The following is a 20,627-nucleotide window of genomic DNA, read 5'->3' as shown; positions in this document are numbered from 1 at the left end:
TCATCCGCATGCGGACAGCACTGTCCACGGCGAGAGACAACTAAGGGTTACCTAACTCCGAGAAGGTTATATTCCGCTTGCGATGCCGACAATCAGGCGTTCGGGACAGTCGATACGGGATTCCGGACATTTCCAGCGGTGTCACGGCTTGCGTCGAAGAACGCGCCCGGCGTGGTTCCCATGACGCGCCGGAAGGCGGCGATGAAGGAACTGGGCTGCGCATAGCCGAGCGTCTCGGACACCGTCATCACATCGAAACCTTCGGAGAGGAGCATCAGCGCCCGATGCACCCGCAGCATCTGCCTCCACTGCGCGAAGGAGAGACCTGTTGCCTGCCGGAACGCGCGGGTGACCGTGCGGTCGCTGATCCCCAGCCGCCGCGCCCACTCCTCCAGTGAGCCGGAGTCTGCGGGATCGTCCAGCAGGGCTTCGGCGATCACGTCGATGCGGGGGTCACCGGGCAGCTGCAAGGCGAACTGGTGCTCCGACGGCTCGATCACGTCGAACACGACCGACTCCGCCCGTGCTCTGGCCGGCGCGTCGAGATCCGTGCGGGACAGATGGGTCAGCAGCGACTCGAGCAACGGCGTCATCGTGATCGCCTTCGGTTCCCCGAACTCGAGCGGAGTGCGGTCGGGGGAGAAGAGGGCGTCGTAGAACTCCGCCCCCGCGGTGGCCCGGCCCGCGTGCACCACCCCCGCGGGCATCCACAGCCCGTGCCCCTCGAACACGGTGAAGACCCGGTCCCCCACCCGCGACGTCAGCGTTCCCCCGCGGACCCAGACGAGCTCGTGCAGGGGATGCGAGTGCGGTGCCCATTCCGTGGGAACCCGGGGAATCCGCAACCCGGCACTGATGACGAAAGGGGCCACCGCCTGCGCCGGAACGGCCACGTCCCGGCGCACCACGGTGCCCGCCTCACGGCGCCACATCCCCGGGGCCGCCTCACCACGGGACGCTCGAACCATGCGGCCGAGTCTATCCCGGGGGGTGCCGGCGGCCGGATCCCGGCACCGGGCCTGACCGGCGGGTGGATCCCGGCCACCGTGAACCGGAGCGGCGGGTGGATCCCGGCCACCGTGAACCGGGACAGCCCTTAGGGCCCCGGCTGCTGACCGCGCCCCGCCGCTCGCCGCAGGCCGGCGAAGCGCGGCCGGAAGGGGCCCGGGCCCGGAGCGTCGGCTCCCGTCGGCGACGGCTCGGTCGATTGACCCCGGGCGGGTGAGGGAAGAGACCCTGAGCCACACCGTCCACCAGGCCGCCCGGCGACCTGCCGCGGAAACATGCAGGAGCCCCCACCTGAGGTGAACAGCAACCGTGACGCTCGACAGTTTCAGCCAACGCCGCCACGGCCGAGCCGTCTTCGCGACGATGGCACCCGACGACCGGGCCGCTATCGGCACCGTCCATGACGACCTCCGCGCCGCGGGCTACGACGAGACCGGGATCCGCGCGTTGTCGGGCATACCGCTGCTCGACCTCCACCCTGCGGCGTTCCACCACCTCGACAGGCATGTCCTCGGGACAGACCCCCTCTCGGCTGCGATCCGGCTCTTCCTGCTGGACAGAGCCGTGGCCGAGCAGGCCGTCAGGTCCTTCCTCAGCGGACCCTCCCTGGACGTGTTGCTCTCGCTCGGGGTACTGCGCAGGGCCGACGACGGATTCCGTTCACAGGTCCACATCACATGCGTGGACGGCTTCCTGCTGGCGACCGACACCGGCCGCTACTCCGGCTGGTGGACCGGAGCCGACGACCTCGGTGACCGCGTCATGTACGCCGGTTACGACAGTGTCGGGCTGGCCGGCATCGCGCCCCGGGACCGTGTGGGCCGCACGTTGGACCTCTGTTCCGGCAGCGGCATCCAGTCGCTGGTCGCGAGCCGGTACAGCGAGGAGGTGGTGGGCGTCGACATCAACCCCCGGGCCATTCGGTTCGCCCGGTTCAACGCCGCCCTCAACGGCATCGAGAACGCGACCTTCGTGCTTGGGGACCTGCTCGGCCCCGTCTCGGGCCAGGAGTACGACCGCGTGGTCTCCAACCCCCCATTCGTACCCGAGGTGCCGGGAGAGAGACACCTGCACTACCGGGACGGGGGCCCTGACGGGGAACGGCTTCTCGCCCGGATCGTGTCCGGGGCCGGCCAGATCCTGGCACCCGGCGGTCTGATGTCCCTCACCACCGATCTGTTCAATCTCGACGACCTGCCCCGCAGGATCGGTGAATGGCTCGGCGCAAGGGACGGGTTCGATGTCCTGGTCCTCGTCGAGCGCCGGCTCCCGCTCTGGGCCTACGCGGACACGCACGCCTCACACGCCCCGACCACCACGGAACGGACGGCGTACGCCGCACGCATGGTGGATGCCCTGGATGACGCGGGGATCGACTCCATTCACACCGGGTACATCGTCGTCCGGAGACAGCCCGGTGACCGTCCTCGCCCGGGGGACGTCCGGACCGTCGGCATCGCCGGCAGCGTGACACGGCCGGCGGGGTCACATGTGACGGACCACTTCCGGTTCCTCGACTTCCTCGACCGTGACGTCGACGGCGATGCGGACGGCGTCCTGCGGCCCAATCCCGCTGTCAGCCTGGTGACCACAGTCAAGCCGGCCGGCCCCGCGACTCACCGGCTCGTCGCACCCGAGGACGACTACCTGGCCGACGTGGAGATCAGCGACCTGACGAAGAAGCTGTGGGAGGCGGCGGCGTCCAGCGACGTGAGGTGGTCCGTCATCCGGGGCAGCGCACTCGGCCCGGTCGCCGAGGAGCTCGTACGACAGGGCGCACTCACCCTGCGCGAGAGCTGACGCGGCCCCGGGAAACGCCACCCTGATCCACCAACAACGCGTCGGCGTACCGGACATGACGGTGGCTCATACGTACCGTTGCGGACCCTTTGGGCCGCTGTTATACAAGGTGCGTATCCACTCATCGGGGTGCGCACGGGAGACGACGGGAAGGGAATGATCATGAGCAACAAGGAGCAGCCGCCCAGCACCGGCAAGAAGAAGGTCATGCGAGCGGCCGCAGCAGCGGCCGCAACTGCCGCTGTCGCCGCCGCTGTCACGGCGACGGGCGCTACGGCCGCCGCCGCGAGCACCGAGGCCCAGGACGCCCGGCCCGCCTTCACGGTCGAGCAGCTCGACGACATGCTGGCGTCCGCGGATCTGGATAACGCCGACAACGTGCGCGTCGTGCAGGCCCTTGAGGTCAGCCCCGGCGCCATGATCGCCAAGCAGTACGACCGCTGACCATGTCTGTCCGGTTCGAGGACATCCTGCCTCGCGCTGTCACGGAAGTCCTCGACCGGCAGGACAAGGACTGGTTACGTGCGGCGCGCGCAAGCGACGGTGAGTCGGTCATCTACCTCGCATGCTGCGGGACTACGGACATCACTCAGCCGTACCACAGCATTTCCTACCTCGCCGGTGCGCTGGACGAGTCCGGTCATTCCTACGTCGTGCGGGATCTCGCCATCGAGTTCTGGCACTACATGATGTCGACGCCCGTCGTCGAACAGTTGCGTGCCGAACTGGTTCGGCGACTCGACGAGGAGACCGAGGAGGACTCGCTCCTCCCGCTCTTCATCGACGTGCTGAAGGACAGCGAACGGTTCCAGCGCGCGTTCGCCACCCTTCGCGACGAGAGTGCCTTCTACGAACTCCCGGCCTATCTGAACGCCGTGCGCGATCTCAGTCTGTTGCCGCGCCTGCTGACCCTGCTGTCCCGATCCGCGACCTACCGGACGTTCAGCAGCGCCTCGCCGCCGGGGGCGGAGGACGACCGCATCAACCTCGTGACCCTGCGCCGCGAGATCGAAGCCGGCTTCGGGATCGACGTCGTGGACGCCTTCTACGACCACCACGCCGACCGGATCGCGGCCATGCGCCCCGGCCTGGTGGGCCTGACGATCCCGTTCATCTCCCAGCTGGAGCACTCGCTGGCCCTTGCGGCCCGCCTGAAGCAACGCGGCGTCTCCGTGGCCATCGGTGGACCGATCGCCGCGAAGTTCTACAAGTACATCAGCGACGTGACCGAGCTGAAGGTGCTCGACTTCGCCGTCGACTACCTGGTCACCGGCGAGGGCGAGACGCTCATCAAGCGCCTGGCAGACCACTGTCAGAGGGGTGGTGAACTGGGGGACGTCAACAATCTCGTCGATATCCGCGACCCCCGCCCACTGAAGAGGTTCTTCTTCGAGAACGTCGATGCTCTGCCGTCGCCGAACTACGGCGTGTGGAACTACGGCCTGTACGCCTCGCCTCAGCCCGGTGCGCTCTACTCGCCGACCCGCGGGTGCTACTGGAACAAGTGCTCGTTCTGCGACTACGGGCTCGCGATGAACGCGCCGACGTCGCCATGGCGCACCCGGACACCGGAACACGTCATCGAGGACCTGCAGAAGGCGTCCGAGCATGCCCGGCACTTCTTCTTCGCCGTGGACGTGCTGTCGCCGGCCTACGCCCTGAAGATCTCCGACGCGCTCATCGCAAGCGACCTGAGCATCAAGTGGATGGCCGACTTCAGGCTCGAGAAGAGCTTCAGGACGGAGAACACCGAGATCTTCGCCCGTTCCGGCTGCCTCGGTGCGGCCTTCGGGATGGAGAGCACCGACCAGGACGTGCTCAACATCATCAACAAGGGCACCGAGGTACAACGTCTCGGTTCACTGGTGGCCTCGTTCGCCGATGCCGGCATCCCCGTACAGCTGATGGGCTTCACCGGGCATCCCGGGGAGTCGCGCCAGCAGGCGCAGGTGACCCTGGACACCGCGGAGGCGATGCTCGAATCCGTGGCCACCGTCGCACTGGGGAAGTTCGGACTGACCCCAGGGGCGGACATCGCCCGTCGGCCCGACCACTACGGAATCGACGTCCACTACGACCCGTCCGGGGACACGGCCATCCCGTGGGAGCTGGACTGGACCCACCGTGAGCCGATCGATGTCTACCCCGAAGACGACTTCGATCATTCGCTCCGTCTGATCAGGGGATTTCCGTACCCGTTCCTGGGCGCCACCTCCACGCTGCACAGCCTGCTGTACTTCGAGAGGAATCCCAAGGCCCCGTTCCCCATTCCGCAATGGGGGTATTCGGCGGCCTGGAGATCATTCGACATCATCCCGTTCTACCACGCACACGAGGACGACAACGGAACCACTCTTCTGAGCGGACTGACAGGTCGCGCGGTCGTCCTCGATGCCGAGCAGGCAGCCCTGTTCGCAGCGCTGTTCGGCCGTGGTGGATGGCTTCGGATCAACGCGAAGGACGGCCTCTCCCGAAAGGTGCGCACCCTGCTTGATTTCCTGGTCAAGAACTCATTGGCGATGTTCCTGCCGGCGGATACGACATGACGCAGCCGAAACTCCTCGTTGTCGTTCCGCCGCAGGCGGTGAGCATGGTCAACGGACCACCGCTGGCTCCTCTTCTCCTCGACTACGCACTGTCGCCCCACGGGGTGGACGTCGAGTTCTTCGACGCCAACCTGAGCTTTTTCAACTGGCTGCAGAGTGAGGACGTGAGAACGGCTGTCACGTCCCGTCTCAAGGAACTCACCGCTGAGGAACTCTCGCACGACGCCCTCGAGACCGGGGACCTCACCCGGATCGGCCGGTACCTGTCGTTCCTGGAGAGCGACTACTGCCGGGGAGGGACGGTGAGTGCCGCCAGGGCGGGGATCGACTGGGAAGCCGCCCACGAACTCCTCGTCAATCCCAGGTCCTCGGTGCCCGACCCGGCCTTCCGGGACCTGTGGATCGGCAGGGCGATGGACGACCTCTGCCGGCAGATCCTCCGGCGTGAACCGGACCACGTGGCGTTCTCGACGCTGTTCCACACGCAGACCGAAGCGGCGACAGCACTGTGCGGGAGACTTCGCGGCGCCGGATTCCAGGGGCGCGTGATCCTCGGCGGAGCGGCGATCAAGCTGACGGACGACCTGGCACTCGAACAGCTCATGACCGCCTGTGCCGCCGACCTCGCCTACAAGTTCAGCGTCTACGGGGAATTCCCGACCCTCGCGGCATTCCTGCGCGGGGAATGCCGCGCGACCGAGGTCGCACACGGAACCTACCTCGACGAGACGGGCAGGCTGCGCCACGCGAAGACGGAGGCCGGCGGCGCCCGTTCGATGGTGCGAGCCCTTTCGTACGACCTGGTCGAACGCGAGGAATACCTTGAAGAGCGCATCTACCCGGTCCTGCTCTCGGAGGGCTGCTACTGGGGGAAATGCGACTTCTGCGACTACCCGTTCCTCGCCTCGCAGGACCCGTTCAAGATCAACGCCTTCTTCCGCAAGGCTTCCGACGTGGTGCACGACATCGCTGAGCTCGTCGAGGGCTGCGGCATATCGCGGATCGACCTGATCTCGGATGCCGTGCCGATGGGCTATTTCCGGCTGCTGGCCGACGCCGGTGCGGGTCGGCTGCGTGATCTCGGTGCCCGGCTCGAGTGCTCCATCCGGGCGGAGCCGAAGGCGCAGGCGCACCACTTCGAGGCCATGGCCAAGTGCGGTGTCGACCTGGTGACGATCGGTGTCGAGTCGCTGGCGGACGAGGTTCTCGAAGGGATGCAGAAGGGCAACACGTACACCGACATCCTGCGGTCGATGAGACTGGCCCGTGAGCAGGGCATCAAGGTCAAGGCCAACCTCATCTTCGACCATCCGCGGATGCAGCTGCGCCACGTCGAGGAGACGCTCGAGAAGCTGGACGAGGTGCTCCCGTACGTCGAGTCCCTCGGCGTCCATTCGTTCGGGCTCACGCCCCACGCGCCGCTCGCCTTCACCCCCGAGAGTGCCAACCTGGTCGTACTCGACAACCAGCGGACCACCAACGACCACGGTGAGCATCATCTCCGCTTCGTGCGCACCGACATGACGCCAGGCCTGGAGGCGCGGCTGTCGGATCTGCGGACGGCTGTCGAGGCGGCCGCCTACCAGCTCGAAATCGCCCGCACCGGCGGCCGGGAGGAGCCGCGTCGGCGGAAGGTCGTCCAGCTTCCGTACCGGTGGGACGGCCACCGTGCGGTCCGGGACCCTGCCGCGGACCTGGGCATCAGCATCCCGGGCGAGGCCTCCCCCTTCTCGTACTTCGTCAGGGGGCAAGCCGATGGGTGAGGCACGCGACGACCCCGCGGGCGCCGGACTGGTGGGGTTCGGGGGCGCCGCTGTCGTTCCCCTCGACGAACTCCCGCGGACTGCGTCCCCGGCCGCCTGCTTCTTCGGCGTCGATTCCGACATCTCCAGGAGATTCGGCGAGAACTCCGACGGCGCCGCCACCTTCGTGCGGCACTGGTCCGCCCGCATGCAACCGTGGACCCGTCGGCACCGGCCCCGCGCCACCGACGTGGGCGTCCTCTCCGGTGCCGCGGGCGACCTGGTCCGCAGTGTCTCCGAAGTCGCGTCGACGGTCTTTGCGGCCGGGTACGTTCCGGTCGTTGTGGGAGGTGACCACACGGTCAGCTACCCGGTGGCCGTCACAGCGGCCAAACGGCATGAGGACCTGACCTACGTCTACCTCGACGCCCATCTGGACCTCGGCTTCCATCTCGACGACTCCGACGATGTGCACAACGGCAACTTCGTGGCCGCGCTGGTCAGGAGCGGCGCCTTCCGCGAGATCGTCAATGTGGGCGCCAGGGCGTGGACGACCCACGACGACGTCTACGGTGACGACGGTCCCGTCACGCTCGTCCGCGACGTCGACCCGGCCGCCCTGTCGGCTCTCCGGGGAAGGAAGGTCCACGTCAGCCTGGATGTCGACGTGTTCGATCCGGTGTACGTACCGAACACAGGGAGCCGGGAGCCGTTCGGGGCCTCTCCGGAACAGGTCAGACACGTGATGTCCTGGATAGCGGACCACTGCACCGTTGTCAGCGCCGACGTGTCCGAGGTGCTGCCCGACCCCGCCCACCGCGCGACCGCAGAGATCGCGATGCGGTGCGTCCACGAACTCGTCAAGGAACGGCAGAAGCAATGAACGTGAGGCCGACGTCCCAGGTGACCGATGACGTCGTCGAGTTGCGACCCCACACAGCGGCGAGCCTCGATCCGCTGTTGCGGTGGAAGAACGACATCGAGATCCAGCGGCTCAGCGACGACGAGACGAACACGTTCACCCGTGCGGAGGTCGCCGCGACGCTTGAACGGTGGATGCGTCCCAGCGAGGACATCGTCCACCTCGCGATCGGGCTCGCCGGCCGCGCGGAGCCCATCGGGTTCCTCCACCTGGCGCTCATCGAGCGGGCCCACCGGCGGTGCCGGCTGGGCATCGTCATCGGCGAGAAGGACCTGTGGGGGCACGGTTACGGGCGCCGGGCCGTGGCGCAGGCGGTGGACCACGCCTTCGGCGTGCTGGACCTCGACCGGATCACGGCGGAGGTCTTCGCGGACAACAAGCGCTCCGTGCGGCTGCTGGAGGGCGCGGGCTTCGTGCACGAGGGAGTCATGCGCGAGAGCATCCACCGCGACGGGCAGCGCATCGACGAGGTGATCTTCGGACTGCTGCGGCACGAATGGACCAGGGGGCAGAAGTGACCAGAATCGGGATCAGTCTCTCCGACTTCGTGCCGGCGCTGGGCCACCTGGACGACGCCGTGTACCGGCGGGTCTCCTACGTCGAGTACGGCGGCCACCACCCGCCGGCCGGCGACCCCGGCCTGCGCCGCCTCCTCGACGAGAACATCGTCAGCGACATGACCCGGCACCTCGTGTCGGTCGAACTGCCCGATGCGCTCGACATCGGCGACGAGGCCCGGCGCATCGCGGAGAACCACGCCGGAACCCGGCCGCACTACATGGTCACCGACTTCGGCTTCTGGCGGCTGGGAGGAAGAGACGAGCGGAACCTCTGGTTCCGCCCCGCGTTGCTCAGCCACGAGGTCGCCGAACGCATCGCCCACAACGTCAAGGGCCTGTCGGCGGAGCTGGGGACCCCGGTCCACGCCGAGAACCCGTTCAGCCTGACCCATCGCGGCGATCTGAGTCCCGTCGCGTTCATGCGAGAACTGGCAGAGCGCGGAGCGACGCTCTGTTTCGACATCGGGCACTTCTACGCCGCGTGCTTCAACGAGGGCCTGGACGTGTGGCAGGAGCTGGAAAAAGTGCCGTTCGAGGCCGTCCGGGTGGCGCATATCGCCGGGCTGAGCAAGGTCCGGTACGGCCGGCGGCAGCTGCTGCTCGACAATCACAACGTCCTGCCCGTGAGCGGCTGTCTGGAGGTTCTGCGGACCGTGAAGGACCGGATCCCCGACCTTGGCTGGGTGACGTACGAGGCCGAGCTCGCCTCCGCGCAGGTCCAGCACCACGGTCTCGACGCGATTGAGAGGGCAATGGCATGACCACGTCTACAGAACGCGCCCACGACGTGCCGGACGAGGACTGCTTCCGGAGTCTGGTCCGGCGGCCTCCCCGCGACGAGGAGACGACGGAGTATCTGGCATGGGCCCGGCTGATGGCTCAGGTCGTCGATGACGTGCACCGCTGGGCGCCCAACTTCGCGTGTGCCGTGGCGTCTTCGTTCAGGTCCCTCGACGGGTTGCGGCCCTACTGCGAGTCCGGTGACTACGAGAGCGCCTACACGGAGCCCCTCGCCCACGCCGTGAACTTCGCGCGTCACTTCATCGCACACGAGCACCCCGCGTGGCTGAAGGACCTCGCGCGCTGCGAGATGTGGTCCAGCCCCATGGCGCAACGTCTGGACGAGGCGGAGCGCAAAGCCGTGAAGGAGGCGCTCGGTATCCAGGAGCGAGGGGACAAGGAGTTCGTGATCGTCGGCCACGATGTGCTGGAGAGCCTCCAGCAGGTCATCGGCTACCGGGACATGACCTTCGTCCGGTCCGCGCCGCTGATGTGGTTGCTGCGCGTGCCACCGCTCGATGTGACGCCGTCCCCGGAGCCGCGTCCGGGCATCGTCGTCTTCCACCGGAGCGACGACAGCGTCTCCATGTCATACGTTCCCGCGGGAGGGGGCGCGCGGTGACGGGCGCCGTTACCATCGGCATCGCGGTCGAGGCCGCGTGTGACCAGTACGCACGGGGCGAAGCCGAGGGAGGCTGGGTCACCGGCTTCGTCGAGTACGGCGTCCACACAGCCGTCGGGATCCCGGACTGGGTGGTGGACACCCGAAGGGCGCTGGGCTCCGGACTGACACTCCACCCTCTGGACATGAACATGGCCCAGCCGGAACAGGGCGTCGGGCCCTGGGTGGAGTCACTGGCGTCCTTGGTCCATGAGCACCGGGTCTCCGCCCTCGTCAGCGACGCGGGCTTCTGGTTCCTCGGGCGACGTGAAGGCACGTGGTTCCGCCCTCCGGACATGAATATGGCGGCGCCGCGGTGCGGCAGGAGCGCCGCGGCGATCGCGGCGGCGTGCGGGGTTCCGTTCCGGGTCGAGAACCCACCACTGGAATGGCTCCCCGACTCCCCCTCCCTGTGGTCGTTCCTGGACAAGGCGTCGGACCACGAAGGCGTGCAGATCTGCCTCGACCTCTCGCACGTCCTCCAGTTCGAGCGCAATGTCCACGGGCGCGACCCCGTCCTGCCCCGGTCCTTCCCGTGGGAACGCGTCGCGGAGATTCACCTCGCCGGATACGTGAAGGCCGAGTACGCAGGCCGCACCGTGTACCTCGACCAGCATCTCACCGACATCCCGGCGCAGGAGTACGAGCTCCTGGCCCAGGTCGTCGAACTGCGCGGTGCGGAGCGGCCCTTGGACATCTGCCTGGAAATGGAACCGCGCGAGCCGGGGGCCTTCGTGGCCGCCGTCAGCAACATCCGCTCCGCGATCGGGGGGATCTGAGTACGCGCACGCACTCATAGGCACCCCCTGTTGCCGCAGCGTGCCAGGTGCATGCCGACAGGACGACGGAAACCGGCAGACACCGTCCGGCTCCGCCTCGGATGACCGGCCACCCCGCCGGCCCGGGCTCCTCCGGCGGTTCCGGCCCGTCCGCACACACCGCGGACGACCACCGGCATGAGCGCTCCATCACCGGTACGGTGGCCCGCCTTACGGTCAAGTCTCCATCCGGACAACAGATGACGAGGCGGCCCCGCGCGCGGCCGAGGTCCCGCCTCGCCACCGCCGGCAGGGAGCAACATCAGCGCGGCCAGGGGCGCCCTGCGAGCCGTTCGATGTCTCATTCGATGTCTCTGTTGAATCGCTGAAGGTCCTCGATGAAGCGATCAAGGCGCTCGGGGGCAGTCGGTGACCACTGCGGCGAGCCCGTCGAACACCCTCTCGCGGTCGGCCCTGAGTGCGCCGGTGCCGCTTTTGGGTGATGCGGAACTTCCTGGCCACCCCGCCGTTGGGACCAAGCCTCAACACCGAAGTCAGCGAGGTCAGCGAGGTCATGTTGCGGGCGCGCTCTCCCGGATCACGATCGCGTGCGGGGCGATGACGTGACGCCCCGGGCCGGCGAATCCCTCGATCCGTTCGATGAGGAAACCGAGCGCCTTCTCCACGATCGCGTCCATGTCCGGGCTCACGGTCGTCAGGCTCGTCTCCAGGAACGCGCCGATGGCGTCCCCGTCCCAGCCGACGACGGCCACATCGCCGGGCACAGAGGCACCCGCCGCGCGCAGGGCGCGAAGTGCGCCGATGGCCAGTCCGTCGTCCCTGCACACGAGGCCGTCGAAGCGGACACCCTCTTCGATCGCCCGCCGTACGGCTCGTTCTCCGTCCGGAGTGTCGAGCCCGTCGAGGGGCAGCAGGCGCTCCTCCGCGACCGGTAGTCCGGCGTTGCGCATCCCCGCCCGGTATCCGGCCATCCGGTCGACGGTCGCCGCGGTGAGCGGCTCCGGCTCGACGCCGAGGAACGCGATGCGCCGGCGGCCGAGGTCGGCGATCACCTGCACGGCCTCCGCTGCCGCCGCCACGTTGTCGATCATCACGCGGTCGCATTCCGGGGGCGCTTCCTGCTCGCCCAGCAGGACCAGCGGATGATTGCGTCCGCCAATACGCGAGATCTCGGCTGCGGACAGGGTGACGGGCTGGAAGAGGATGCCGTCGACGAGCCCGGTCTCCGAGACGTCGATCGCGTCGCGTTCGGCCTGCGGGCCCGCGATCGTCTGCTGGATGAGGAGCCGGTAGTCGCGCTCGGCAGCGGCCTCGCTGAACTTGTTGGCGAGCTCGGCGAAATAGGGCCGTCCGATCAGCGGCATGGCCAGCGACAGCATTCCGGTCCGGCCGGAGGCGAGTCGGCGGGCAGCCGAATGGGGCCGGTACCCGAGTTCCTTGACGGCTGCCTCGACCCGCTCCCGCGTCGCGGGGCGTACGGGGGGATGCCCGCGGACCACGTTCGACACGGTCTTCATGGAGACACCCGCCAAGGCGGCGACATCGGCCAGACGCGGCTTGGGCATCGGGACGCTCCACCTCTCCTCTGCCAACGACGTTTGCCGGCGCCGGCGCTGGACGCTATCACGTGCCTGGCCAGGGCCGACCTGGCACGTATAGAAAACGCTTGCCATGACTCTGGACAGCCAACATACAGCGCTGTACGTTCCGATCGAGCCGCGTTGAAGGACAAGGGAGGCCCTATGCGTGACCACACCGACGCGCCCGAAACCGCCGTCCCCCGACGGCGCATATCGGCCCCTCCCCCGGTCCACAAGCTGAGTTGGACGCAACGCGCACGCCGGGACAAGGTCCTGCTCCTCATGGCCGTGCCCGGGTTGGGTCTGCTGCTGGCGTTCTTCTACCTGCCACTGCTCGGGAACCTCATCGCGTTCCAGGAGTACCTGCCGTTCGTGCCGCTCGGACGCAGCCCGTGGGTAGGCTTCGACAACTTCTCGGTCATCTTCGACGGCAACTCCGAGTTCCTGAACGCGGTGAAGAACACGCTCCAAATCACCTTCATCCAGGTGATATTCGTCTTCCCCGCGCCGATCCTGCTGGCGCTGCTGCTGAACAGCCTGCTGTCCGAGCGGCTCAAGAAGATCGTGCAGTCGATCCTCTACCTGCCGCACTTCCTCTCCTGGGTGATCGTCGTCGCGGTCTTCCAGCAGATGCTCGGCGGCACCGGTCTCATCAACAACGCGCTGCGTGCGGGCGGGCACGGCACGGTCAACATCCTCGGGAATCCGGACGCGTTCATCGCCGTCATCACCAGCCAGGTGATCTGGAAGGACACCGGCTGGGCGACGATCCTCTTCCTCGCCGTGCTGGCCCAGATATCCCCGGCACTCTACGAGGCGGCAAAGGTCGACGGCGCCTCGAAGATGCGGCAGATGTGGCATGTCACGCTGCCCGGAATGCGCGGGATCATCGTCCTGCTGCTCATCCTCAGACTCGGCGACTCACTCTCCGTCGGCTTCGAGCAGATCATCCTCCAGCAGGCCGCTTTCGGTCGGGACGCGAGCGAGGTGCTGGACACGTACGTCTACAACAACGGTGTCATCGGGGGCCAATGGGGAGTGTCGGCCGCGGTCGGCCTGGTCAAGGGGCTCGTCGGGGTCGTGCTTGTCTACGGCGCCAACCGAGTCGCCCACATATTCGGTGAGGCAGGGGTGTATCAGAAGCGATGATCGAAACGTCCGAACGCTCCGCCCGTACCCCGGGACGACCGAAGCAGCAGAAGCCGGCGCCCCGGCGCCGCCCCCGGAACCTGGATGCCCCGGCGATGCCGGTGCGGGTGCTGAAGGGGATCGCCCTGACGGTGATCTGCGCCCTGGTCATCATCCCGTTCTTCGGGATCCTCTCCACGAGCATCGCCACCCCGGACCAGGTCACGGACGCCGGCGGCTTCGTCCTCTGGCCCGAAGGGATCGACCTGACGGCATACACGACGCTCTTCGCCGGAGGCGTCGTCACACAGGCGATCTGGGTGAGCATCGGCGTCACCGCCGTGGGCACCCTCGTCAGCCTCGTCGGATCGACCATGCTCGCCTACTCGCTCAGCCGCCCGGGATCCTTCGGCCAGAAGCCGATCCTGATGCTGGTCCTCGTGACGCTGCTCATCGCGCCCGGGCTCATCCCCAATTACCTGGTCGTCAAGGAGTTCGGGCTCCTCGACACCTACTGGGCGCTGATCATCCCCACGGCGATCAACGGCTTCAACATCGTCGTACTCCGGGCCTTCTTCATGGGCATCCCGCAGGAGCTGATCGACAGCGCCCGCATCGACGGTGCAGGCGAGTTCGCCATCTTCTGGCGGGTCGTGCTGCCGCTGTCCAGGGCGGTGCTCGCGGTCATCGGGCTCTTCTATGCCGTCGGCTACTGGAACGCGTTCTTCAACGCGCTGCTCTACATCACCGACACCGCCAAGTGGCCGCTCCAGCTCGTGCTGCGCACCTACGTGGTGAAGAACGCCGAGCTGGGCGGCGCCGACCTGGGCACCAGCACCGACCAGTTGCCACCGCAGGCATCGATCCAGATGGCGATCCTGGTCATCTCGATCGTACCGATTCTGATCGCTTATCCGTTCCTGCAGCGCCACTTCGCCAAGGGAATGCTCACCGGGGCCGTGAAGGGATGAACATGAGAATGCCGATGAACCGTCGTTCCTTCCTGGGCGGCGCGGGCGGGATACTCCTCGGCTCAGCCGGCGTGGCGGGCCTGACGGGGTGCTCGACGGTGACCCGCTCCACCGATGTGCGGGCGATGAACAAGAGCGTGCGGCTGCCCGAGTACCTGCGCTGGAAGGGTCCCGAGCCGGACCTGCCCGCAGTGGGCCGCATACCCGCGGCCTTCCGCCACTACCCGAAGGACACGAAGCGGGGGATCCCCCGCCGTCCCGGGGACGGGTCCACGCTGTCCGGCACGGTGCCCATTTCCGGACCCGTACCGCCGGGCCTCGACCGGAACGCCTACTGGCGCGCGCTCAACCGGGAGCTCAACCTCAATCTCGAGCTGAGTATGACTCCCGGCCCCGACTTCCCCGACAAGCTGCAGACCTCCATCGCCGGAGACTCGCTCGGCGACGTCTGGAACATCTTCGGCACCCCGCCCTACCTGCCGCAGCTCCTGCAGGCGAAGGCACAGGACCTGACGCCGTACCTGTCCGGCTCCGAGATTCTGAAATACCCGTTCCTGGCGAACATCCCGACGGAATCCTGGCGCGGCTGCGTCTTCGCCGGAAAGATCTATGCGGTGCCGGTCCCACGAGGCGTCCTCGCCGCGAACACGATGCTCGCGAGAGCGGACCTCTTCCGCAAGCGAGGCGTCGATCCGAACTTCTCCTCGATCGACGAACTCCTGGAAATCGGCCGCAAGATGACGGACGAGCGCCACAACCTGTGGGCGTTCTCGCAGGTTCCCAACACGGTGCTGTCCACCATGCTCGACATGCCGAACGTCTGGAAGGAGGAGAACGGCAGGTTCACGCACGAAAGCGAAATGGAGGAGCGCAAGGAGCAGTTGGAGGCCGGCCGGCGCATGAGCACCGAGGGAATGCTCCACCCCGACGCCATCAGCGCGTTCAACGGGAAGGTGTGGTTCCCGCAAGGGGCCACGGCCATGATCCAGGACACCTTCAGCGGGCTGCCCAGCTTCTACCAGCAGGCAACGACCGATGACTTCGAGATCGCGATGCCGGTGATCCCCGGTCCCGACGGCAAGCCAGGGCGGGTGTGGTTCGCTCCGAACAACTCCATCACGGCGATCTCCGCAGCGTCACCGGAGCGTACCCGGATGATTCTGGACGTCCTCAACTGGGCGGCCGCACCGTTCGGTACGAAGGAGTACACCTTTCGGAAATACGGCATCGAGGGGCATGACTTCGAATTCCGGGACGGAGATCCGATCTCGACGAAGGCGGGAAACAGCGAGACCGTGCTGACCTACTTCCCCTTCGGGTACTTCACCGACGCAGCGCCCCCCATCTACTACGCGGGCTTTCCCGATGCGGCCGACGCCGTGCACGAGAACCTCAGACACTCCGCCGAGTCCATGATCCTCAATGCCGGCTACGGTCTCTACTCGCCGACGAACGCGGCCAAGAACGCGATTCTCGCTTCCCTCCTCGACAACGCGGCGAAGGACATCTACCGCGGCCGCGCGCCTGTATCCAGCTGGGACGAGACCATGAAGACCTGGCGTGCCCGCGGCGGCGACGCAATCCGACGCGAGTTCGAGGAGGCTCACGAGACGCGCGAGCAGTGAGCCTCCGCGCGTGCGCCGCGACCGCCCCGCACCCGGTCGCCGCAGCCGGCTCCGCCCGTTGCCACCATCGCTGCAGGAAGGCACCACAACCTCGTGAAAACAACACGGGCCGCGCGCCCGCACCCTGAGCCCACACCCGAGCACGGCACCGATCACGCCTCGTTCCCGTACCCGGACACCGACTACCAAGAGGACAATCGCGGCCAGTTCCACTTCAGCACGCGCAGCGGCTGGATGAACGACCCCACCGGGCTGATCCACTACCGCGGTACCTACCACCTGTACTACCAGCACAACCCTCACGGTCTGGCCTGGGACACCATGCACTGGGGACACGCCACCAGTCCTGACCTGATCCACTGGCAGCAGCAGCCGATCGCGCTCTCCCCCATGATCCACCCCGGGGAGCTGTTCACCGGCGGTGGCGTGGTCGACATCGACAACACCTCAGGGCTCAAGGACGGAGCGCACGACCCCATCGTCGTCTTCTCCGGCACCCAGGGCGTGCGCATGTTCTACAGCCTGGACGGCGGCTACACCTTCACCCCCTACGACGACGGCCGGATCGTGGCCCTCCCCAACGGAACCGAAAGCCGCGACCCGAAGGTGTTCCGGCACGAGACCACCGGCCGGTGGGTGATGGTGGTCTGGTCCGATGACCACGGCAACGGTGTCGACTTCTTCGTCTCCACCGACCTACGTGTGTGGGAACGGACCAGTCGCTTCGCCGCCGACTGGCTCTTCGAATGCCCGGACCTCACGCCCATGGAACCGAGCGACGCCCCCGGCACGATCCGATACGTCCTCAGGGACGCGCGTGGCTCGTACGTCGTCGGAGACTTCGACGGCCGGGAGTTCCGCACCACCTGGCAGGAACCACGCACCATCACCAGGAACACCGGCGGCCCCGGCGGCGATTACTACGCGGCACAGTCATTTCAGAACATGCCCGACGGACGGCTCGTCACCATCGGTTGGCAGGGTGGCAACCACGGCACCATTTGGACCGGCAACGCCAGCTTCCCCGTGCAGCAGCGCCTCGTCGCGACGCCCGCCGGCCCGCAGGTATGGAGCACACCCATCGACGAGCTCCACCTCCTGCGGCGGTCGAGCACTGCCTTCGGTCCCCGACTGCTGTCCCCGGACGCCGCGCGCCGGCTCCTGGCCGATCAGGCTGCCACCCTTTTCGAGCTGGAGATCGTCATCGACGTCCGCTCATCGTCTGCCCGCCGGTTCGCACTCCGGCTGCGGACAGATCACGACGGCGGGGCCGTGCGCGACATCGCCTACGACATGGACACCGGCCGTCTGGACGGCTATGACCTGCCCGCTGCAGATGACGGCAGCGTCTCCATCCGGCTCCTGGCCGATCGGGGGCAGCTCGACATCTTCGGCGCCGACGGCGCCTTCTACGAAGCGCTCAACGTCGACTTCGGCAGCGGTGCCTGCGGCGATGGCCTTCAACTCACCTGCGACGGAACGCTGATGCTGAGGTCACTGTCCCTGCACCAGCTGACGTCGATCTGGCCGGACGGTGCCACGCGGGAGTCCGGGCATGGGGTCTGGCTCTGCCGATGAAGGGCAGCGGCGTTTCTCGGGAGGTTCGGGAGGCAGCGCGCGCCTTCCACTGACCCGAAGACGACAACGCCGAAGCTCCGTCCGGCGGTAGCTGACGTCTCGTCAACTATGCGAGCGGGCCCCTGACGCCCCATTCAGGACAGGCGTCGAACGTGCGTCACGTACGTTGAAGATGCGTCAGGATATCGCCCGTAACGTCCACAGCGCACATCATGCACACTCGGCGAAACCGCAGGTCAGTCGTCCTTCTTGACCGGCTCAAGGATCGCCACGCACTCGACATGATGGGCCATCGCGAAACATGTGGAACAAAAGCACGTGGATGTCATCGCGGGTCAGCGCCATGCGCGCGAGAATCCGGACAAATTGCCCGTGTGCGTTGTGGGCGCTGCGGGCGTTACGTGCGCGAATCTGACGCACGCCGCTACTGATGTTGTCGATGATCCGAAAATGATCCGATACCCGAGCTCCGGCGGATCGATCGGCTTCGCGCGCACCGATTCCGGTGTCGGTTTGGGCTCCGTCACGAACCTCCGAGGCTTCCGGACCGATGACACGCGGGCACCGGGAACTGGCAAACGCCGCCCGACTCTGCCTTGAAAGACCGGCCACCCGCCGATCCGGAACCCTCCGGCACCTCCCGCCCGACTGCACCCACAGCGGACGACCCCCAACGTTGACACTCCATCACCGGTACGGCGGCCAACCTTGTGGTCAAGTCATCCCATCCAGACAGCGGATGACGAGGCGGCCCCGCGCGCGATCGAGGCCCCGCGTCCCGCCACCGCCACCGCCAGCACGGAGCACCATCAGCGCGGCCAGGGGCGCCCTGTAACCCGTTCGATGTCCTTGTTGAACTGCTGAAGGTCCTCGATGAAGCGATCCAGGCGCTCGGGGGCCCAGTCGGTGACCACTTCGGCGAGTCCGTCGACCACCTTCTCGCGGTCGGCCCTGAGTGCGTCGATGCCCTTTTGGGTGATGCGGAACTTCCTGGCCACCCCGCCGTTGGGGTCGAGGGTCCGTTCGACGAGTCCGTCCTTGAGAAGGGCGGCTGTCTGCCGGTTGAAGGTCGAGGCAGCCAGCCCGAAGGCATCAACGAGGTCGGCAACCGACATGGGGCCCTGCACCTCGATCCGGCTGAGGAGCACGTAGGCGCTGCGCTCCAGGGCCTCACTGCCGTGCAGGCGGCGGGGTGAGGCCATTTCCTGGTGTCGCGTAAGGATCAGGAGCTCCCGCTCGATCCGCTCCCCCGCCTGCTGGGAATCCATCTGGGGCACCTCCGACTCTGTCATATACACATCCTCACCCTATGCCACAAGTGTGCATGATGCTCCTGGAGAGCATCATGCAACTTTTGTGCATGATGCTCTTCTTCTGTACGGTGCAACGTATGAATGCTTCTGCCTCCCCGGCTCGCACGGGAGGGATCGTCGCCTCGCTGTCTGCGGCCGGCATCGTGGCCTCTCTCATGGGGACGGTGGTCATCCCCCTCGTCGCACAGCTCCCGGAGCTGCTGGACACTTCCACCGCGAACGCGTCGTGGGTCGTCACCGCACCTCTGCTCACCGGCGCGGTCGCCACTCCGGTGTTCGGACGCCTCGGTGACCTCTACGGCAAGCGGCGGATGCTGCTGATCTGTGTCGGCCTGCTCGTCGTGGGCTCGCTCGCGAGCGCTGTCTCGGACTCGCTGGTCCCCATGGTCATCGGGCGTGCGATCCAGGGCATCGGCATGGGAATCATCCCGCTCGGGATCAGCACCATGCGTGATGTCGTGCCACCGGAGCGCATGGGATCGTCGGTGGCTCTCATGAGCTCGTCTCTGGGCATCGGCGGTGCCTTCGGTCTGCCCCTTGCGGCCGGCGTCGCTCAGAACGCCGACTGGCACGCACTGTTCTGGGGCTCGGCCGCCATCAGCCTGCTCGTCGGGTTCGCGGTGATGCGCTTCGTCCCGGGCGTGCCCGCAGGGGGCGCGCGGGGCCGCTTCGACATACCCGGCACGATCGGTCTCACGGTCGGTCTCGTATCGCTGTTGCTCGCCGTCTCCAAGGGCGCCGAGTGGGGCTGGACGAGCGCCACCACCCTGGGTCTCTTCGCCGCCGCCGTGATCGTCCTTCTGGCCTGGGGCTGGTTCGAGCTGCGGACCACTGATCCGCTGGTCGATCTGCGAGCCACCGCCCGGCGACGGGTGCTGCTGACGAACCTGGCCTCGATCGTGATCGGCTTCGCCATGTTCGCCCAGAGCCTCGTGGCCCCCCAACTGCTCCAGCTGCCGAAGGAACTCGGCTACGGTCTGGGCCAGTCGATGCTCGCCGCCGGCCTGTGGATGGTTCCCACCGGACTGGTGATGATGGCGTTCTCCCCGCTCGGCGCGAAGCTGTCCGCCCGGTTCGGCCCCCGCACGTCGCTGCTGACCGGATCTCTGATCATGGCGATCGGCTACGGCCTCGCCCTGCCCCTCATGGGATCTGTCGCCGGGATCGTCGTCTTCAGCTGCGTCGTCAGTATCGGGGTGGCCTTCGCCTACGGAGCGATGCCCGCGATCATCATGGCGTCGGTCCCCGCTTCCAAGACCGCCTCGGCCAACGGCTTCAACGCACTGATGCGTTCCATCGGACTCTCCGTATCCAGCGCGGTCATCGGTGTCCTCCTGGCCCAGATGAGCAATGACATCGGGGGCTTCACGATCCCGACGGAGAACGGCTTCCGGGTCGCCGCCGTCGTCGGCGGGGCCGCTGCCCTCGCCGCAGCACTCCTCACCCTGGCCATCCCCCGCGCCACAGCACCCCTCCCCGCCCCCGACGCCCCGCAGCCCGGCACGTCCGACGCGGCCTCCGCGCCGGAAGCTGGCCAGCTCTCAACCTCGACGCCGTATGCCCCTCGGGGGTGACCACCCACGCCGGTGTGTCCGCGGGGTAGCACTCGTCCGGCCTCGGCCGACGACCCTGCG

17 protein-coding genes are annotated in these 20,627 nt (G+C 67.3%); 14 read left to right on the top strand and 3 right to left on the bottom strand.

What is annotated here, in order from left to right:
• Nucleotides 1-92: 92 nt before the first annotated feature.
• On the bottom strand, nt 93-968 hold the full coding sequence (locus ACFVW8_RS14105; RefSeq protein WP_389689547.1) for a helix-turn-helix domain-containing protein: 876 nt from the start codon (nt 966-968) through the stop codon (nt 93-95).
• A 349-nt stretch (nt 969-1,317) separates the two neighbouring features.
• Here ACFVW8_RS14105 and ACFVW8_RS14100 point away from each other — a divergent pair, with 349 nt between their 5' ends.
• The 9 genes from ACFVW8_RS14100 (at nt 1,318) to ACFVW8_RS14060 (ending at nt 10,798) form a co-directional block, all read left to right on the top strand.
• Nucleotides 1,318-2,808, top strand: a complete 1,491-nt coding sequence (locus ACFVW8_RS14100) for a methyltransferase (protein WP_389689545.1) — start codon at nt 1,318-1,320, stop codon at nt 2,806-2,808.
• A 162-nt stretch (nt 2,809-2,970) separates the two neighbouring features.
• Nucleotides 2,971-3,252: a hypothetical protein gene (locus tag ACFVW8_RS14095; protein ID WP_389689543.1), complete on the top strand. Its 282-nt coding sequence runs from the start codon at nt 2,971-2,973 to the stop codon at nt 3,250-3,252.
• Between the two features lie 2 nt (nt 3,253-3,254).
• On the top strand, nt 3,255-5,354 hold the full coding sequence (locus ACFVW8_RS14090; protein WP_389689541.1) for a B12-binding domain-containing radical SAM protein: 2,100 nt from the start codon (nt 3,255-3,257) through the stop codon (nt 5,352-5,354).
• Nucleotides 5,351-7,117, top strand: a complete 1,767-nt coding sequence (locus tag ACFVW8_RS14085; protein WP_389689539.1) for a B12-binding domain-containing radical SAM protein — start codon at nt 5,351-5,353, stop codon at nt 7,115-7,117. Before ACFVW8_RS14090 ends, ACFVW8_RS14085 begins: the two co-directional genes overlap by 4 nt.
• Nucleotides 7,110-7,979, top strand: coding sequence for an arginase family protein (locus ACFVW8_RS14080; RefSeq protein ID WP_389689537.1), 870 nt, complete (start codon nt 7,110-7,112; stop codon nt 7,977-7,979). The genes ACFVW8_RS14085 and ACFVW8_RS14080 overlap by 8 nt, the downstream gene beginning before the upstream one ends.
• Complete coding sequence (locus tag ACFVW8_RS14075; protein WP_389689535.1) at nt 7,976-8,536, top strand: GNAT family N-acetyltransferase; 561 nt, start codon at nt 7,976-7,978, stop codon at nt 8,534-8,536. The genes ACFVW8_RS14080 and ACFVW8_RS14075 overlap by 4 nt, the downstream gene beginning before the upstream one ends.
• Nucleotides 8,533-9,339, top strand: coding sequence for a DUF692 family multinuclear iron-containing protein (locus ACFVW8_RS14070; protein ID WP_389689533.1), 807 nt, complete (start codon nt 8,533-8,535; stop codon nt 9,337-9,339). The genes ACFVW8_RS14075 and ACFVW8_RS14070 overlap by 4 nt, the downstream gene beginning before the upstream one ends.
• Nucleotides 9,336-9,980, top strand: coding sequence for a hypothetical protein (locus ACFVW8_RS14065; protein ID WP_389689531.1), 645 nt, complete (start codon nt 9,336-9,338; stop codon nt 9,978-9,980). The genes ACFVW8_RS14070 and ACFVW8_RS14065 overlap by 4 nt, the downstream gene beginning before the upstream one ends.
• The gene (locus tag ACFVW8_RS14060; protein ID WP_389689529.1) at nt 9,977-10,798 is read left to right on the top strand and encodes a DUF692 family multinuclear iron-containing protein; all 822 of its coding nucleotides are present in this window, start codon (nt 9,977-9,979) and stop codon (nt 10,796-10,798) included. The genes ACFVW8_RS14065 and ACFVW8_RS14060 overlap by 4 nt, the downstream gene beginning before the upstream one ends.
• 551 nt (nt 10,799-11,349) lie before the next feature.
• Here the strand turns inward: ACFVW8_RS14060 and ACFVW8_RS14055 are convergent.
• Nucleotides 11,350-12,363, bottom strand: a complete 1,014-nt coding sequence (locus ACFVW8_RS14055; protein WP_389689527.1) for a LacI family DNA-binding transcriptional regulator — start codon at nt 12,361-12,363, stop codon at nt 11,350-11,352.
• Nucleotides 12,364-12,540: 177 nt separating this feature from the next.
• On the opposite strand from ACFVW8_RS14055, the gene ACFVW8_RS14050 reads away from it, so the two are divergent.
• From ACFVW8_RS14050 to ACFVW8_RS14035, 4 genes are all read left to right on the top strand, one after another.
• Nucleotides 12,541-13,527, top strand: coding sequence for an ABC transporter permease subunit (locus ACFVW8_RS14050; RefSeq protein ID WP_389689525.1), 987 nt, complete (start codon nt 12,541-12,543; stop codon nt 13,525-13,527).
• Nucleotides 13,524-14,477, top strand: coding sequence for a carbohydrate ABC transporter permease (locus tag ACFVW8_RS14045; RefSeq protein WP_389689523.1), 954 nt, complete (start codon nt 13,524-13,526; stop codon nt 14,475-14,477). The genes ACFVW8_RS14050 and ACFVW8_RS14045 overlap by 4 nt, the downstream gene beginning before the upstream one ends.
• Nucleotides 14,478-14,491: 14 nt before the next feature.
• A complete protein-coding gene (locus ACFVW8_RS14040) occupies nt 14,492-16,102 on the top strand; it encodes a hypothetical protein (RefSeq protein ID WP_389689521.1) in 1,611 nt (536 codons plus the stop codon).
• Between the two features lie 93 nt (nt 16,103-16,195).
• Nucleotides 16,196-17,680 (top strand): glycoside hydrolase family 32 protein, encoded by a 1,485-nt coding sequence (locus ACFVW8_RS14035; RefSeq protein WP_389689519.1) that lies wholly within the window; start codon nt 16,196-16,198, stop codon nt 17,678-17,680.
• An 809-nt stretch (nt 17,681-18,489) separates the two neighbouring features.
• Here ACFVW8_RS14035 and ACFVW8_RS14030 read toward each other — a convergent pair.
• Nucleotides 18,490-18,948 carry a MarR family winged helix-turn-helix transcriptional regulator gene (locus ACFVW8_RS14030; protein WP_389689587.1) on the bottom strand — a complete coding sequence of 153 codons (459 nt, stop codon included), beginning with the start codon at nt 18,946-18,948 and terminating at the stop codon, nt 18,490-18,492.
• Between the two features lie 122 nt (nt 18,949-19,070).
• Here ACFVW8_RS14030 and ACFVW8_RS14025 point away from each other — a divergent pair, with 122 nt between their 5' ends.
• Nucleotides 19,071-20,567 carry an MFS transporter gene (locus tag ACFVW8_RS14025; protein ID WP_389689517.1) on the top strand — a complete coding sequence of 499 codons (1,497 nt, stop codon included), beginning with the start codon at nt 19,071-19,073 and terminating at the stop codon, nt 20,565-20,567.
• Nucleotides 20,568-20,627 lie beyond the last annotated feature (60 nt).

It is taken from the genome of Streptomyces sp. NPDC058221 (assembly GCF_042882365.1).
GTDB lineage: Bacteria > Actinomycetota > Actinomycetes > Streptomycetales > Streptomycetaceae > Streptomyces.
The sequence above is the reverse complement of the archived record's forward strand: the minus strand, read 5'-3'. Positions and strand labels throughout refer to the sequence as shown.